Here is a 15060-nt window from a genome sequence, read left to right as displayed (position 1 = left end):
GACATCCTTACATGTGCCATTTCACCGTGGCGGTCAGCGTGCGCGGATCGCCGGGCATGTTGTACAGATCGGCGTTGCCGTGCGCGGCAATGAAGTACCGGCGATTGAACAGGTTGTCGAGCGTGAGCGTCACGTCGACCTTCTTGCTGCGATAGCCGGCGCCGAGATTGAACACCGTGAACGACGGCAGCGTGACCAGATCGCTGGCCGACGTGTAGCGGGCCGACTGGAACTGCATCCCCGCCGCCGCATAGAAACCATACGGCAGCTCGCGCTTGAGCCACAGGCTGGCACTGTGCCGCGGCATCAGCCCGGGCGTGTTGCTCGACAGCGCGAGGCCGGCCGCCGTCGATTGAGGCGAGCCGTCGACCGTGCCGTTCAGGTACGCGTAACCCGCATACACCGACCATTTCGGCGCGATCTGCCCGGTGAATCCGAGCTCCGCCCCGCGCACGTGCTGCGTGCCGATCGGCAACGCATAGCCGGGATTCGCGGAGTCGCCGATCTGCTGGTTCGTCTGCCGCATGTCGAACAACGCGACGCTGGCCGTCGCCTTGCCGCCGATGTCGAAGCGCGAACCGATTTCATATGCGGTCGTCTTCTGCGGCGCGAGCGCGGCGCCGTTCGAGAACGCGCCGGAACTGATCAGCGTGTCGGCCAGCGGCGAGAACGACTGGCTGAACGAACCGTACAGCGTCAGCCAGTCGAGCGGTTCGTAGATCAGGCCGACACGCGGGCTCCACGCATGGTCGGTGCGATCGAGATTGACGTTCGACGACGTGTAGTCGTGACGGATCTGGTTCAGGTAGTCGAAGCGCAGACCCGCGAGCACCTTCCAGTGTTCGGTCAGCGAGATCAGGTCCTGCGCATACACGCCTGCGAGCCCGACGACGGTGGACGCGTTCGTCTTCGCGCGCGCGCCGATCGGCACGCCGGGCAGCACGATCGGCTGCGGATTGAAGAGATCGTAGGTCGCGACCTTCGACACGCTGTAGACCGTATCGAATTTCTGCTGCTGCGACAGCTCGAGCCCGTACAGCAGCTCGTGGCGCATGCCGAACAGCGACGTCTTCTGCGTGAGCTCGAACAACCCGTCGATGCCGTGATCGGTGCGCTGGCGCGTCGACTGGTCGAGCGTGACGACCGGGTGCGCGGCGGTCTTGATCGGCTCGTAGGTCACGTAGTTCTTCCGCTCGAGCGAGAAGTCGTACGCGCGAATCGCGCCGTGGAACGACAGCGAATCGTTGAAGCGGTGATCGAGCGACACCGTCGCGCTTTTCGCCGAGATGTCGTTGCATGAACTGTTCACCCCGTCGGCCGAGCCGTAATACGTGTTGATCGGCACATCGACCGGCCGGCCGCGGTAAGCGGGCAGGCCCTGGTCCGACGTGCGGCGATCGTGCAGGTAGTCGAATTCGACGTTCAGCACCGTGTCGCTGTCGAGCTTGAACTGCGCGGACGGTGCGATCGCCTGCCGGTTGAGCTGGAACTGATCGCGGAAGCTGTTCGAGTTCTCGGCCGCGCCGGTGACGCGAAAGCGTGCGGCGTCGTTCGCATTCCAGCCCAGATCGAATTCGCCGCGCCGCTCGCCGCGCGTGCCGAGCGTCACGCCTACGTCGTTCACCGGGTTCGCCTGCGGCCGCTTCAGCACGCGATTCACGATGCCGCCCGCCGAACCGCGCCCGTACAGCACGGCGGCCGGCCCCTTCAGCACTTCCACGCGATCGACGTTCGACAGGTCGCGGTAGTACAGCGCATCGTCGCGAATGCCGTCGACGTATTGATCCGTGATGCTGTTGAAGCCACGGATCGTGATCTGGTCGCGCTGGCCGTCGCCGACCGAAAAGCCGACGCCCGGCACGTTGCGCAGCGCATCCTGCAGCGACGTGGCGTTCTGATCCTCGATCACCGCGTGCGGCACGACGTTCACGGTCTGCGGCACGTCCATCAGGGACATGTCGGTCTTGGTCGCCGCGCGCGAATGGCCGCCGTCGTACGACGCATGCTCGGCGGACGCGTTGACGGAAATCGCGGGCAGGGTCGCCGCGGTGTCGCTTGCCTGCGCACAGGCGGCGCGTGTGCCGGCAAGCGTCGAGGCGATCAGAAGTGCGTGGCACGCGCTCTTGTTGAGTTTCATCGTGGAAGTGAAGGCAGAAGGAAAACGGTGAGCGCAAACGCGCTGGCCGCCGCGCGAACCGGCGCTTCGACGAGCGGACACCATTGCGCGCACAACGGACGGCGCACTGGCTATCGCTCCGTCGCGCGGGCCGATATGCCCGTCAGGAAAACGCCGTTACGACGCGTCACGGCTCGTAACGGAGCGAAATATTAAACGAGAATGATTCGCGTTATTAGTTAATTTTTAACATGTCGCCTTCGTGCAACGTACATCGGGCTGACACTGCGGATTCCTGACAAATAGCCTTCAATTTCTCGCGCGAATGCGCCGATGCCTTGATGAAAACAAAAGGGCATGGACGAGCGCGGCGCGTGATGGCCGCGTGGATCGAAGGGCTGCTTGGGATATGTCGGAAAGACGAAAGAGGATCGCGAGAGACTCAATGGCGGAGACGGGAATCGCTCGCCGGTCCGGTGCGCGCCGGGCCGGGCAACCCCGACCCGGCGCTCCGGGCAGCCGACCTCGCATCGGCAGCGCGGCGGACCTTCTCTGTTTTATTCACTGCGTGTGATCTCTCAGGTTCCGGGGCATTTTTTTACTTCACCGCGCTCGGCCATTATCCGCGCAATCCGGCCAAAGTGAAACGTTTGCGCGCGCACCAAACCGCATATATCCAGGATTCCGACACAGTCATGCAAATACCTTACGCAACGATCGACAGCATTCGGCAAATCTTGCATTCGGTTCGGCGTTCCTTTTTAATGGAACTGGTTCCATTCCGCGTTTCGGCCATGCCGCCGCGTGACGCCACGTCGTCCGCGCGTCATCATGCCGATTCAGGATCGACGATCATTCAGCTCAGGATTCCGCATCGCCCGTCCTTCCCGGACACCCCCTCAAACGAGACCGTCATGCCCGATTCCGCCTCCCTGCAGCAGCTGTTTCCCGCCTATCAAGACATTCCCGCCGAGTTCCGGCTTGCCGCGCCGATCCACCAGCGCGTGTCGCTGGTCGACGGCGAGTTGCGCCCGTGGGACGGCGCGACCAAGACCGTGCTGTCGCCCGTATGCGTGCGCCAGCCGGACGGCAGCGTCGCGCAGATGGAGATCGGCAGCTATCCGGTGATGGGCGAGACGGAAAGCGATGCGGCGCTCGACGCCGCGGTGCGCGCGTACGATTCCGGCCGCGGAGAATGGCCGACGATGAAGGTCGAGCAGCGCATCGCATGCATGCAGGACTTCATCAAGCGAATGGTCGCGCAGCGCGAGCTGGTCGTGAACCTGATCATGTGGGAGATCGGCAAGAGTCTCGCCGATTCGCAGAAGGAGTTCGACCGCACCGTCACGTACATGACGCAGACCATCGACGCGCTGAAGGAGCTCGACAACGCGAATTCGCGCTTCGTGATCGCGGAAGGCACGATCGGCCAGATTCGCCGTACGCCGCTCGGCGTCGTGCTGTGCATGGGGCCGTACAACTATCCGCTGAACGAGACCTTCGCGACGCTGATTCCCGCGCTGCTGATGGGCAACACCGTGGTGTTCAAGCCGCCGCAGTACGGCACGCTGCTGTTCGAGCCGCTGCTCGACGCGTTCCCGAAAGGCGTGATCAATACGATCTACGCGCCGGGCGCGGTGGTCGTGCCGCACATGCTCGCGTCGGGCAAGATCAACGTGCTCGCGCTGATCGGCTCGAGCAAGGTCGCCGATCACCTGAAGAAGCAGCATCCGAAGTCGCACCGGCTGCGCGCGATCCTCGGCCTCGATGCGAAGAATGCGGCGATCGTGCTGCCCGACGCCGATCTCGATCTGACCGTGAAGGAGTGCCTGCTCGGCGCGCTGTCGTTCAACGGCCAGCGCTGTACCGCGCTGAAGATGCTGCTCGTGCATCGCTCGATCGTCGACGAATTCCTGAAGCGCTTCACCGCCGCGCTCGAACAGCTGAAGATCGGCATGCCGTGGGAGAAAGGTGTCAGCATCACGCCGCTGCCGGGCATGCATCGCACCGCGTACATGACCGACGCGATCGACGACGCGAAGGCCCGGGGCGCGCAGGTCGTCAACCATTCGGGCGGCGAATTCAGCAAGACGCTGTTCTACCCGGCCGTCGTGTATCCGGTATCCGAAGGGATGAAGCTGTATCGCGAAGAACAGTTCGGGCCGATCATCCCGGTCGCGCCGTTCGACGACGTGGAAACCGCGCTCGACTACGTGACGACGTCGGAGCACGGCCAGCAGGTCAGCATCTTCGGTTCCGATCCGGCGCAGATCGGCGCGCTCGTCGATCCGCTCGTCAACCAGGTGTGCCGCGTGAACATCAACTGCCAGTGCCAGCGCGGGCCGGACGTGTTCCCCTTCGCGGGGCGCAAGGATTCGGCCGAAGGCACGCTGTCGGTGACCGACGCGTTGCGCGCGTTCTCGATCCGCTCGATGGTCGCGGCGAAGCAGACCGACGGCAGCAAGCAACTGCTCGATTCGATCGTGTCGGATCACTACTCGAAGTTCATCAACACGGGCTTCATTTTCTGAAGTGCCAAAGCCGATCCGCCGCGTGTTCGCGCGGCGGATCGTTTGTCCGGCTTCACGCGTGCGGGTGGTCCGTTCACGCGTTCGACGTCAGCAACCGGATCCCCGCCACGCCGAACACCACCGCGAGGCACGCTTCCATCGCGCGGCGGCCACGCACGTACAGCCGGCGGGCGGCGTCCGTCGAGAACACCAGCGCATAGCCGCCGAACACCAGGCATCCGATCGCGATGCAACCCGGCACCACCGCGCCATGCGACGCGCCCGCGCCGTTCGACGACAGCGCAACGATCGACACCCACACCAGGATGGCTTTCGGATTCGTCAGATGCAGCATCGCGCCGCGCGCGTAGAAGCGCGACAGTTTCCGATCTCCGGTCGCCTTCGGCGTGGCGGCCGCCTTGGCCGACCATGCGGTGCGGCCCGACTTGAACGCGAGCCACAGCAGGTACACGCCGCCGAACAGCTTGATCGCGACCAACAGCTTCGACCATGCGAGCAGCGCGGCCGACACGCCCAGCGCAGCCACCGTCGCCCAGAACATCGAGCCCGAGATGACGCCGAGCGCGAACGCGAGCGCGGCCTTGCGGCCGTGGTTCGCGGCGACCGACATGATCGCGAGATTGCTCGGGCCGGGGCTGGCCGTCCCGACGAAATAGGCCGTGTAGGCCAACAGCAGATTGGCCGAGAAGAAGGCGTGGACGCTCATGTCGAACCTCGCGGAGATGATGCGATGATTGTTCGCAAACACCGCGCGGCTGCCCATGGACAGTTGTCCGGTTATTCGCTGGGCCAGTTGGGCAGCGCGCGCGGCACAGGTTGCGCACGCATCGGGCGTGCCGCGAACACGACGTCTCGGATATGAAACATCCGGCGCATGTGCGGTGAGCTTTCGTCGTGAGGCGGGCGACGCCGCGACTCGCCGCGCGAGACCGTCCCGACTTCGGGCAGACGCCGGGAGCGGCACCGGCACGCGCCAGACACGGCATTTCCCCGATTCGTCGACGGAAACACAGGGCTGGTTTCAGTCCGGCGTTACGTTACATCGCTGAAGCATTTCATTCGTTCGGCCCCTGTCGCGTTGTCGCCTGTGGTCGCATACAGCGTATGGATCCCCTTCTCGATTTTCCGTGCAAGCCAGTAGCGACGGGGCGCGATGACCGCTGCCGCGCTCCTCGTCAACATTGCTCAACACTCGGATCGCGGGGCTGGTACGGAATCTGCATTCCCATCGGGTAACAGTCGCGCCGACGATCGGCGCGAACATGAACCCGGATCGCGGCCCGGCACCGGACACGCCCGACCGATCCACGCAAAGTATGAGGCTCTTCATGGATGCGCTGCCCAACTCATCCGATACGTCATTCCAGATCTTTCTCGCGAAACTGCTCGAACAGCCGCAGCCCGAGTGGACGGAAAAACAGCAGATGGAACTCGAGATGGCGCGCACGCTGTCGACCCAGATGGTCAACTATGCGGAAGGCATGCGCGGCGGCAACGCGGATCTCGCGCGCTGCCTCGTGCTGCTGCGCTACGCGAAGGTCCTCGACTTCATGCTGACGTCGCTCGCCGCGCATCGGGACATTCATCCGCAAACGCTGCGCACGCTGTTCCGGCTCGCGAACCTGAAGGTCGACGATGCGTATCCGGTGTGAACGGGCATCGGGCAGCCCGACGCGGCGCCTTCTCGGCTAGCGCGCCGCCCGCCCCGCCATCCACTTGCGGTAACGCCGCGTCTGACACTGCGCGGCAAGTTGCTGCGACACCAGCGCGCGCAGCGGCGACACGCCCGGATGCGTGCGCCGCCCGACACTCAAGCGCGCGAGCTGGAACTTCACGACGGCCATGTTCGCGAGCGCGCCGAGGGCCTTGTTCTTCCACCGGATCGGCTGCAGCGCCGGCGCGCTGTCCTTGCCGGCTTGCCAGTCGCGCGGCAGGTTCGGATCGATCGACAGCGCGGTCGCGATACCGACCATCGCCACGCCGCTGGCGACCACCTGTTCGGCCACCGCGCGGCGCCGGATGCCGCCCGTGACCATCAGCGGCATGGCCGCGACGGCCGTGATGTCCCGCGCGAATTCGAGGAAATACGCTTCGCGGGCCAGCGTGCGGCCGTCGCGCGCCTCGCCCTGCATCGCCGGCACTTCGTAGCTGCCGCCCGACAGCTCGACGAGGTCGACGCCGAGCGGATTCAGCAGTTCGACGACACGCTTCGCATCGTCCGCGCTGAAGCCGCCGCGCTGGAAGTCTGCCGAATTCAGCTTGACCGACACGACGAACGCCGGCGACACCGTCGCGCGCACGGCGTGCACGATGTCGAGCAGAAGCCGCGCGCGGTGCTCGATGCTGCCGCCCCACGCGTCCTGCCGGCGGTTCGTCAGCGGCGACAGGAACTGGCTCAGCAGATAGCCGTGCGCCGCGTGGATCTGCACGCCGGTGAAGCCGCTTTCCTCGGCAAGCTGCGCGGCGCGCACGAAGCGCTGCCGCACGTCGGCGATGTCGGCTTCCGTCATCTCCTTCGGCACCGGGAACTGCTTCGACAGCGCGCCGAGCGCGAGCGGCACGGCCGACGGCGCGAGCGTCGTCTGGCCGAGCGCCGCCTGCATCTGCCGCCCCGGATGGTTGATCTGCATCCACACGTGCGCGCCGCCGGAACGCGCGACCTGCGCCCACCGCCGGAAGCGGTCGAGATGCGTGTCGCTGTCGAGCACGACGCCGTTCGGGCCCGTCATCGCGCGGCCGTCCACCATCACGTTGCCCGTGAGGATCAGGCCCGCTCCGCCGTCGGCCCACGCCTGGTACAGGCGCAGCAACGCGTCGGATGGCGCGTGATCCGCATCGGCCATGTTCTCTTCCATCGCGGCCTTGGCGAGCCGGTTCGGGATCACCGCGCCGTTGGGCAGCGTGAGGGGCGCAAACAAGTTCATGGTGGACTTCCTCGATTGACGATGCCCAACCATAACTTTAAAGTCAGCTTCAAGGTCAAGCCCCTCTGGAGCACGAGGATGAAGATTGGAGAACTCGCTCGAACCAGCGGCATCGCGGCATCGCGCATCCGCTTCTACGAAGCGAGCGGCCTGCTCGAACCGGCGCGCCGGCAGGCGAACGGTTATCGGGAATACGGGCCGGAAGCGCTGACGCGGCTCGCGATCATCGACCGCGCGCAACGCGCGGGCTTCGCGCTCGACGAGATCCGCGCGGTGCTGCCGCCCGATCTCCGCGCGTGGCCGCGCGACGAACTGCTGCAGGCGTTGCGGCACAAGGTCGACGAAATCGCGTTGCTCGAACAGCGGCTCGCGCAGAACCGGCGCAACCTGCAGGCGCTGATCGACGAGATCGCGAACAAGCCCGCCGGCGAGGATTGCGCGGGCGCCGCGCAGCGCATGCTCGACAAGCTGTGCAAGGAAGTGGCAGGGGCGGAGCCGGAGCCGGCACCCGTGCCGCGCCCGCGGCCGATCCGCAAGCGCGCGTGAGCGCGTGGCGCGTTCGATGTCCGAGACGTGCGGCACGCGGCCCGCTTTGCGCACGGCAACACGGATTTGCTTACGTCGCAGGTAATCGACGGGCGCCGCCCGCGCGCCGATCATGGCTTCATCGATCGACCCATCGCGTCGACGCCACGGAGCCCGCCATGACCGCCTACGCCATCGCCCACCTGCACGACGTCGAAATGTGCGACGACATCGTCGAATACCTCGAACGCATCGACGGCACGCTCGCGCCGTTCGGCGGTCATTTCGTGATTCACGGCGCGCGGCCCGACGTGCGCGAAGGCGTGTGGCGCGGCGACCTGATCGCGATCGCGTTTCCCGATCTCGATACGGCGCGCGCGTGGTACGAATCAGATGCGTACCAGCAAATCCAGCCGCTGCGCGCACGTCACGCGAGCGGCCCGTTGATCCTGATCGACGGCGTGGACGAGCAGCACAAGGCGACGGACATCCTGCGCTGATCCACCACGCCGGCGCCTGCGATGCTTACTTCGCGTTGCGCTCCATCGGCTCGCCGACGACGAACCCGCCGCCCTGGTAGCGCTGCGCGGGATCGTCGTACTCGGCAGTCGGCGCCGTCACCGGGAACAGCCCGGCGAACTGCTCGGAGCTGTCTTGCGGCCGGTAGCCGAGGAAGCCGGCCTTCGTGTTGTCCCACCATTTCACCGGATTGTCCGACACGCCGTAGACGATCACGTGCCCGACGCGGTTCGTCAGCAGCGAGCAGCGCACGAGCTCGATGAGGTCGCGATAGCTGAGGAACGTCACCAGCATGCGCGGATTCTTCGGCGCCTCGAACGACGAGCCGATCCGCAGGCATACCGTCTCGATCCCGAAGCGATCGAAGTAATAACGCGACAGCGACTCGCCGAAGCACTTCGTCACGCCATACAGGCTGTCCGGACGCTGCGGCGAATCGGCGTCGAGCACTTCCGTGACCGGATGGAAACCGATCGCATGGTTCGAGCTCGCGAACACGACGCGCTTCACGCCGTGCTTGCGCGCGGCTTCGTACAGGTTGTACGTGCCTGTGATGTTCGCATCGACGAGATCGTCGAACGGCGCGTCGACCGAAATGCCGCCGAGGTGGACAATCGCGTCGACGCCGTCGACGAGCGCCATCACCGCCGGCCGGTCCGCCAGATCGACGACCCGGATTTCTTCGTGCGGGGCCGCGTCGTCCAGCGCGGCGATGTCGCTCACGCGCACGACGTCGGCCCAGTTCGCCAGCGCGCCGCGCACCTGGCGGCCGAGGTTGCCGGCCGCGCCGGTCAGCAGCAGGCGCCCGAACGGCTTGCGTGCGCCGGTGGATGTGGCGTTCATCGAATCTCCTTGAATCTGTTCTGAAGTGTCCTGGACGTCGCCCGAATTCAATGAAATCGGAAAACGTTTTCCAACTATACGCGGGACAAAAGCCGAACGTCAATGGTCGGAGCCGCCCGGAACCATCCGCACTTTCCCGATATCGGCCGGTGGCCGGACGCCGGCTTTTTCTGCCACAATCCGGTGCAATCGAACGAAAACGTTACCCTTCCGATGAAAAAAGTTTCCCCGACGATCCGCGACGTGGCGGCGGAAGCCGGTGTGTCGGTCGCGACGGTATCCAAGTACGTGAACGGCACGCAGCGCTTTTCGCCAACCGTCGAAGCGCGGCTCAAGGAAGCGATCGAGCGGCTTGGCTACCGTTCGAACCCGCTCGCGCGCTCGATGATCACCGGACGCACGCGCACCATCGGCCTCGTGATCCTCGACATCAGCAACCCGCACTTCACCAATGTCGTCAAGGGCGCGAACCGCGTCGCGCTCCAGCACGACTACACGCTGCTGCTCGTCGATACCGAAGAGAACCAGGCGCGTGAACGCTCGCTGATCGAGGCGCTCGCGCAGCGCGTCGACGGGCTGATCGTCAGCACGCGGATGCCCGACGACGAGGCCGGCTGGATGCTCGACTTGCACAAGCCGCTCGTGCTGCTGCGCCGCAGCCCCGGCCTGCCGATTCCGAGCGTCGGCATCGACAACCGGCTCGCCACCTACATGCTCGCGCGCCACCTGCTCAATCTCGGCCATACGCGCATCGCATACCTTGGTTTCGGCCCGGCGCGCGTGAACGACGAACGGATCCAGGGCGCGCGGGACTGTCTCGCCGAAGCGGGGCTCACGCTCGACGTGTACGACGCGCATGCGCCGACCGCCGACGCCGGCGAGCGCGCATGCTCGCGCGTGATGCTCGGGCCGCACCGTCCGCAGGCCGTGATCTGCTACAACGACCTGATCGCGCTCGGCTTCATGAAGGAAGCCGCGTCGCTCGGGTTCCGGTTGCCGCAGGACGTGTCCGTCGCCGGCGTCGACAACGTGCCGTACGGCGAATACGCGGCGCCCGCGCTCACCACCATCGACATCCAGAGCGAGAACATGGGCGAGCTCGCGATGCAGAAGCTGATCGACGCACTCGCCGGGCGCACCGACGCGAGCTATTCGACGTTCGAGCCGCGGCTGATCATGCGTGCGTCGACGGCAGCGGCCGGTTGAAGCGCGCGACCGCGTTCGCCGCCTGCCGCCTCTTCGTCATCGCTTCGCGTTCGTGCATCGCAAACAAAAACGCGCCGCCTCCGGGCGGCGCGTTCGTTTGCCGGCACGCGATCAGGCGTCGAGCTTCGCGGGCTTCATCTTCGGCGTGAGCACGTGCATGATCGCCAGCGCAAGCAGGTAGGCCAGCGCGCCGATCGCGAACAGCACCCAGTAGTGGCCCGTGCGCTGGAGCACCTGGCCGATCACTTCCGAGAACAGCACGCCGCCGATCGAACCGGCCATCCCGCCGATGCCGACCACCGAGGCGACCGCGCGGCGCGGGAACAGGTCGGACGCCGTCGTAAACAGGTTCGCCGACCAGCCCTGGTGCGCGGCGGCCGCGAGGCCGACGATCAGCACCGCGATCCACAGGCTCTGCACCTGCGACACGAACGCGATCGGCAACACGCAGCACGCGCAGATCAGCATCGCCGTCTTGCGCGCGCCGTTCACGCTCCAGCCCGCGCGCAACAGCATCGACGACAGCCAGCCCCCGCCGATGCTGCCGACCGTCGTCAGCGCATAGATGCACACGAGCGGCAGGCCGATATGCTGCATGTCCATCCCGCGCGACTCGTTGAGCCACTTCGGCAGCCAGAACAGGTAGAACCACCACACCGGGTCGGTCAGGAATTTGCCGATCAGGAACGCCCACGTCTCGCGCTTGCGGATCAGTTCGCCCCAGCGCGGCGCGCCGGCATCCGCGTTCGCCGCGTCGAGCGCCTCGGCTTCGTCGCGCGGCTCGTCGTATTCCGCGGCGAGCGCGCGCGTGTCGGCCGTGCGATACATCACCAGCCAGACCGCGAGCCACACGATGCCGATCGCGCCGATGATCACGAACGCCGCGCGCCATCCGTAGGACACCGCGATCGCCGGGATGATCGCCGGCGCGAACACCGCGCCGATGTTCGCGCCCGAGTTGAAGATGCCGGTGGCGAGCGCGCGCTCGCGACGCGGAAACCATTCGGCCGTCGTCTTGATCGCGGCCGGGAAGTTGCCGCCCTCGCCGATCCCGAGCAACGCGCGCACGGCCGCGAAGCCCATCACCGAGCCGACCGCCGCGTGCAGCATCGCCGCGATGCTCCACACCAGCATCGCGACCGCATACGAGATGCGCGTGCCGAGCCAGTCGACGATGCGCCCGAACCCGAGCAGGCCGATCGCGTAGAACGCGGAAAACGCCATCACGATGCGGCCGTACTGCACCTGGCTCCAGCCGATGTCGTGCTGGAGCATCGGCGCGAGCAGGCCGAGGATCTGTCGATCCATGTAGTTGATGACGGTCGCGAAGAACAGCAGCGCACACACGGTCCAGCGGTAGCGGCTGGCGGCCGCGCGCACCGCGCCGACGACGGCAGATTGCATGAGTGTCTCCGATGCGCGGCCGCGCCCGCCGCGCCGCTGGATATTGCCTGTCCGGGACCGGCGACGGGCGCCGGGGCGGGCGGCGGCCCATCCCTTGCGTGGCACGGCCGCTCGTCCGTCGAGATCTGGAAAACGTTTTTCAAAGGATAGGGCTTCGGCCGGTGCCGTGTCAGTCGGGGATTTCGATGAGTCATCTCAAATTCAGCGCCGCAAAAAGAGATGACTGTTTCGCAGAGTGGCATTAACCGTTTTTTCGGGATTTTCCCGTGTGCGAAACAGGGCCATGACGCGTGCCTGCGCGTCGATACACATGTCCGATTCCAGCCAGAATCGGCAGCGAGGATGGTTTACAGTCGCCTCATGCACCTCGATCCAGACACCTGCTACGACGCGCTGCTTTCGCGGAACCGCCGCTTCGACGGCTGGTTCTTCGTCGGCGTGTCGACGACGGGCGTGTATTGCCGCCCCGTTTGCCCGGTGAAGCCGCCAAAGGCGCGGAATTGCAGTTATTACCCGACCGCCGCCGCGGCGGAGAAAGCTGGCTTTCGGCCGTGCATGCGATGCCGGCCCGAACTCGCGCCCGGCCACGGGCTGCTCGACCTGTCCGGCAATCTCGCCGCCGCGACCGCGTCGCTGATCGAGGACGGCTTCCTGAACGAGCATCCCGTCGATGCGCTCGCGCAGCGGGTCGGCGTGACCGAGCGCCATCTGCGCCGAATCTTCGCCGCGCAGTTCGGTGTGTCGCCGATCGAATTCGCGCAGACGCACCGGCTGCTGATGGCCAAGCGTCTGCTGACCGATACCGCGCTGCCAGTAGCCGTGGTGGCATCGACCGCCGGGTTCGGCAGCGTGCGGCGCTTCAACGATTTGTTCCGCCAACGCTACGGCCTCAATCCGCTGCGCTTGCGCAAGGGCGCCGGTGCATCCGCCGGTGGCGACATGACCTTTCCGCTGCCGTACCGGCCGCCGTTCGCATGGCCCGAGCTGATGCGCTTTCTCGCGCCGCGCCAGATCGACGGCGTCGAGCGCATCGACGCGCATGGCTATGCGCGCGCCGTCGCACTGCCCACCGGACACGGCGACGCTCACGTGACGGGCTGGCTGTCCGTCACGCACGTGCCGCAACGGTTCGCGCTCGCGGTGACCGTGTCGCCCGCGCTCACGCCCGTCGTGCCGGCCGTGCTCGCGCGCATGCGGCGGCTGTTCGATCTCGACAGCCGCCCCGACGTGATCGACGCGCATCTGGGCGAACTCGCGGACGGCTCGCCCGGCCTGCGCGCGCCCGGCGCATTCGACGGGCTCGAGATCGCGATTCGGGCGATCGCGGGCGAACGATTGGCGGCGACGCAAGCAGGCGCGATGCTGGCGCGCGTGGCCGAACGCTTCGGCACGCCGATCGACCACGCACCGCCAGCGCTCACGCATGCGTTGCCTTCCGCTGCAACGCTGGCGAGCGTGCCGCCGGCAGCGTTCGAAGCAATCGGCGTGGCGCGCGATGCTGCACGAGCGATCGTGTCGGTGGCACGTGCTGTCGCAGACGGCGCGCTTGCGCTCGAGCCGATGGCGCCGCTCGATGCGACGCTCGATGCATTGCGCGCGCTGCCCGGCTTCGACGAACGCGCGGTGCAGTATGTCGCAATGCGTGCAATGGCCTGGCCGAACGCGTTCCCCGCGGACGACGCGTGGTTTGCACCGCGCGCCTCCGCCGCCGAGCGTGCGCGCATCGCATCGTCGGCGCCGCCGGCGGCGAGCTGGGCGCCATGGCGCGCGTATGCCGCATTGCATGTGTGGCGCCTTCATGGAGAAGCTTCGCGATGACTCCCGCTCTTCTGATTCCGAGCCCGCTGGGCGACATCGCCATCCGTATCGAAGACGATGCGCTGACGGGTCTCTTCTTCGTCGGCCAGAAATACTATCCGTCGCTCGCGATCGCAGCCGATGCGACCGCCGGCGCACGCAACGTGTCGCCGCTCGCGCGCAAGGTCGCCGATGAAATCGCCGAATACTTCACCGGCGTGCGCGAGACCTTCTCGGTGCCGATTCACCTGCGCGGCACCGCGTTTCAGCGCAGCGTATGGAAGGAACTGCTCGCGATTCCGTTCGGCGAGCTCGTGTCGTACGGCGACATCACCGAACGCATCGGACTACCGATGAGTGCCGCGCGCGCCGTCGGCGGCGCGGTCGGCCGCAATCCCGTGTCGATCATGGTGCCGTGCCACCGCGTGATCGGCGCGTCGGGCAGCCTGACCGGTTATGCGGGCGGCATCGAACGCAAGCGTGCGTTGTTGTCGCTCGAAGGCGCCGGGTTCGCGCGCGGAGAGCGCCATCCGATGCAGCAGGCGTTCGCGTTCTGATGTCGCGTGTGTAGTTTTCGCGGGCGTCGTGTGGCCTAGTCGTTGCCGCGCCTGCGCATCGCGTGCGTGACTCGCGCGTTCGCCTCGAACTTCGCGCGATGCGTCGAGAAGAACGTCCGCACGTTGCGGACGTTCGATGCGCCGGTGAACAGTCGCCGCGCAAATGCATCGTATTCGGCGACGTCGGCCAGATCGGCCACCACCACGAAATCCGGCCCCGGCGATACGCGGTAGCACTGCGTGACCGCCGGCTCCGCGCACACGTAGGCCTCGAACGCGTCGTAGTCTTCCGCCGTCTGCCGATCGAGGCTGATTTCGATCAAGGCCGTGACGGCCGTGCCGATCGCGACCGGGTCGAGCACCGCGACCTGGCGGCGGATCACGCCCGCTTCCGTCAGCCGCCGCACGCGGCGCATGCAGGTCGGCGGCGACGACAGCGCACGCTCGGCGAGTTGCAGGTTCGACACCGATGCGTCGTCCTGCAGGATCGCGAGAATGCGCAGGTCGAGATCGTCGAGCGTGATGCCGGCCATCGGCGGCTCCTTCCGGTCAGAGTGTGAAATTTAATTTCAGCATAATACATGGCATCGCAACGGTTTCATCTTCGCGCATATTTTGAAATTTAATTCCATTCAGCC

Annotated in this window: 13 protein-coding genes; 7 read left to right on the top strand and 6 right to left on the bottom strand. The window is 66.2% G+C overall.

Going from position 1 to position 15060, the window contains the following annotated elements; translation table 11 throughout:
• Window positions 1-7 precede the first annotated feature (7 nt).
• Entirely contained in the window at window positions 8-2137 is a 2130-nt protein-coding gene (locus tag WI26_RS16630; protein WP_069226560.1) for a TonB-dependent receptor, read from the bottom strand.
• Between the two features lie 893 nt (window positions 2138-3030).
• On the opposite strand from WI26_RS16630, the gene WI26_RS16625 reads away from it, so the two are divergent.
• Window positions 3031-4647 (top strand): NADP-dependent glyceraldehyde-3-phosphate dehydrogenase, encoded by a 1617-nt coding sequence (locus tag WI26_RS16625; RefSeq protein ID WP_069226559.1) that lies wholly within the window; start codon window positions 3031-3033, stop codon window positions 4645-4647.
• 73 nt (window positions 4648-4720) lie between these two features.
• Here the strand turns inward: WI26_RS16625 and WI26_RS16620 are convergent, their stop codons facing one another.
• On the bottom strand, window positions 4721-5353 hold the full coding sequence (locus WI26_RS16620) for a LysE family translocator (protein ID WP_059915526.1): 633 nt from the start codon (window positions 5351-5353) through the stop codon (window positions 4721-4723).
• A gap of 622 nt (window positions 5354-5975) precedes the next feature.
• On the opposite strand from WI26_RS16620, the gene WI26_RS16615 reads away from it, so the two are divergent.
• The gene (locus WI26_RS16615) at window positions 5976-6299 is read left to right on the top strand and encodes a hypothetical protein (protein WP_059466123.1); all 324 of its coding nucleotides are present in this window, start codon (window positions 5976-5978) and stop codon (window positions 6297-6299) included.
• A gap of 36 nt (window positions 6300-6335) precedes the next feature.
• On the opposite strand, the gene WI26_RS16610 is transcribed toward WI26_RS16615, so the two are convergent.
• Window positions 6336-7571, bottom strand: a complete 1236-nt coding sequence (locus tag WI26_RS16610) for an NADH:flavin oxidoreductase/NADH oxidase family protein (RefSeq protein ID WP_069226558.1) — start codon at window positions 7569-7571, stop codon at window positions 6336-6338.
• A 78-nt stretch (window positions 7572-7649) separates the two neighbouring features.
• Here WI26_RS16610 and WI26_RS16605 point away from each other — a divergent pair, with 78 nt between their 5' ends.
• Window positions 7650-8117: a MerR family transcriptional regulator gene (locus WI26_RS16605; protein ID WP_069226557.1), complete on the top strand. Its 468-nt coding sequence runs from the start codon at window positions 7650-7652 to the stop codon at window positions 8115-8117.
• Between the two features lie 158 nt (window positions 8118-8275).
• Entirely contained in the window at window positions 8276-8596 is a 321-nt protein-coding gene (locus WI26_RS16600) for a DUF1330 domain-containing protein (protein WP_059466126.1), read from the top strand.
• A 25-nt stretch (window positions 8597-8621) separates the two neighbouring features.
• On the opposite strand, the gene WI26_RS16595 is transcribed toward WI26_RS16600, so the two are convergent.
• Window positions 8622-9458: an NAD-dependent epimerase/dehydratase family protein gene (locus tag WI26_RS16595; protein ID WP_059509409.1), complete on the bottom strand. Its 837-nt coding sequence runs from the start codon at window positions 9456-9458 to the stop codon at window positions 8622-8624.
• 102 nt (window positions 9459-9560) lie between these two features.
• Here WI26_RS16595 and WI26_RS16590 point away from each other — a divergent pair, with 102 nt between their 5' ends.
• Window positions 9561-10664, top strand: coding sequence for a LacI family DNA-binding transcriptional regulator (locus WI26_RS16590; RefSeq protein ID WP_059509407.1), 1104 nt, complete (start codon window positions 9561-9563; stop codon window positions 10662-10664).
• A 111-nt stretch (window positions 10665-10775) separates the two neighbouring features.
• On the opposite strand, the gene WI26_RS16585 is transcribed toward WI26_RS16590, so the two are convergent.
• Entirely contained in the window at window positions 10776-12068 is a 1293-nt protein-coding gene (locus tag WI26_RS16585) for an MFS transporter (protein WP_059466129.1), read from the bottom strand.
• Between the two features lie 342 nt (window positions 12069-12410).
• Between WI26_RS16585 and WI26_RS16580 the strand changes: the two genes are divergently transcribed.
• Both WI26_RS16580 and WI26_RS16575 read left to right on the top strand, forming a co-directional pair.
• The gene (locus WI26_RS16580; RefSeq protein ID WP_069226556.1) at window positions 12411-13886 is read left to right on the top strand and encodes a DNA-3-methyladenine glycosylase 2 family protein; all 1476 of its coding nucleotides are present in this window, start codon (window positions 12411-12413) and stop codon (window positions 13884-13886) included.
• Window positions 13883-14422, top strand: coding sequence for a methylated-DNA--[protein]-cysteine S-methyltransferase (locus tag WI26_RS16575; protein WP_059466131.1), 540 nt, complete (start codon window positions 13883-13885; stop codon window positions 14420-14422). Before WI26_RS16580 ends, WI26_RS16575 begins: the two co-directional genes overlap by 4 nt.
• A gap of 35 nt (window positions 14423-14457) precedes the next feature.
• Here WI26_RS16575 and WI26_RS16570 read toward each other — a convergent pair whose 3' ends face one another.
• Window positions 14458-14955: an Lrp/AsnC family transcriptional regulator gene (locus WI26_RS16570; RefSeq protein ID WP_069226555.1), complete on the bottom strand. Its 498-nt coding sequence runs from the start codon at window positions 14953-14955 to the stop codon at window positions 14458-14460.
• Between the last annotated feature and the right edge of the window lie 105 nt (window positions 14956-15060).

Source organism: Burkholderia diffusa (assembly GCF_001718315.1).
GTDB classification, from domain to species: domain Bacteria; phylum Pseudomonadota; class Gammaproteobacteria; order Burkholderiales; family Burkholderiaceae; genus Burkholderia; species Burkholderia diffusa_B.
The sequence above is the reverse complement of the archived record's forward strand: the minus strand, read 5'-3'. Positions and strand labels throughout refer to the sequence as shown.

Excerpts from the sequence above, each read along its gene's own strand:
- WI26_RS16575 (WP_059466131.1), top strand. The coding sequence starts at position 13,883 with ATGACTCCCGCTCTTCTGATTCCGAGCCCGCTGGGCGACATCGCCATC.
- WI26_RS16605 (WP_069226557.1), top strand. The coding sequence starts at position 7,650 with ATGAAGATTGGAGAACTCGCTCGAACCAGCGGCATCGCGGCATCGCGC.
- WI26_RS16595 (WP_059509409.1), bottom strand. The coding sequence starts at position 9,458 with ATGAACGCCACATCCACCGGCGCACGCAAGCCGTTCGGGCGCCTGCTG.
- WI26_RS16600 (WP_059466126.1), top strand. The coding sequence starts at position 8,276 with ATGACCGCCTACGCCATCGCCCACCTGCACGACGTCGAAATGTGCGAC.
- WI26_RS16585 (WP_059466129.1), bottom strand. The coding sequence starts at position 12,068 with ATGCAATCTGCCGTCGTCGGCGCGGTGCGCGCGGCCGCCAGCCGCTAC.
- WI26_RS16615 (WP_059466123.1), top strand. The coding sequence starts at position 5,976 with ATGGATGCGCTGCCCAACTCATCCGATACGTCATTCCAGATCTTTCTC.
- WI26_RS16570 (WP_069226555.1), bottom strand. The coding sequence starts at position 14,955 with ATGGCCGGCATCACGCTCGACGATCTCGACCTGCGCATTCTCGCGATC.
- WI26_RS16580 (WP_069226556.1), top strand. The coding sequence starts at position 12,411 with ATGGTTTACAGTCGCCTCATGCACCTCGATCCAGACACCTGCTACGAC.
- WI26_RS16620 (WP_059915526.1), bottom strand. The coding sequence starts at position 5,353 with ATGAGCGTCCACGCCTTCTTCTCGGCCAATCTGCTGTTGGCCTACACG.
- WI26_RS16610 (WP_069226558.1), bottom strand. The coding sequence starts at position 7,571 with ATGAACTTGTTTGCGCCCCTCACGCTGCCCAACGGCGCGGTGATCCCG.
- WI26_RS16630 (WP_069226560.1), bottom strand. The coding sequence starts at position 2,137 with ATGAAACTCAACAAGAGCGCGTGCCACGCACTTCTGATCGCCTCGACG.
- WI26_RS16590 (WP_059509407.1), top strand. The coding sequence starts at position 9,561 with ATGGTCGGAGCCGCCCGGAACCATCCGCACTTTCCCGATATCGGCCGG.
- WI26_RS16625 (WP_069226559.1), top strand. The coding sequence starts at position 3,031 with ATGCCCGATTCCGCCTCCCTGCAGCAGCTGTTTCCCGCCTATCAAGAC.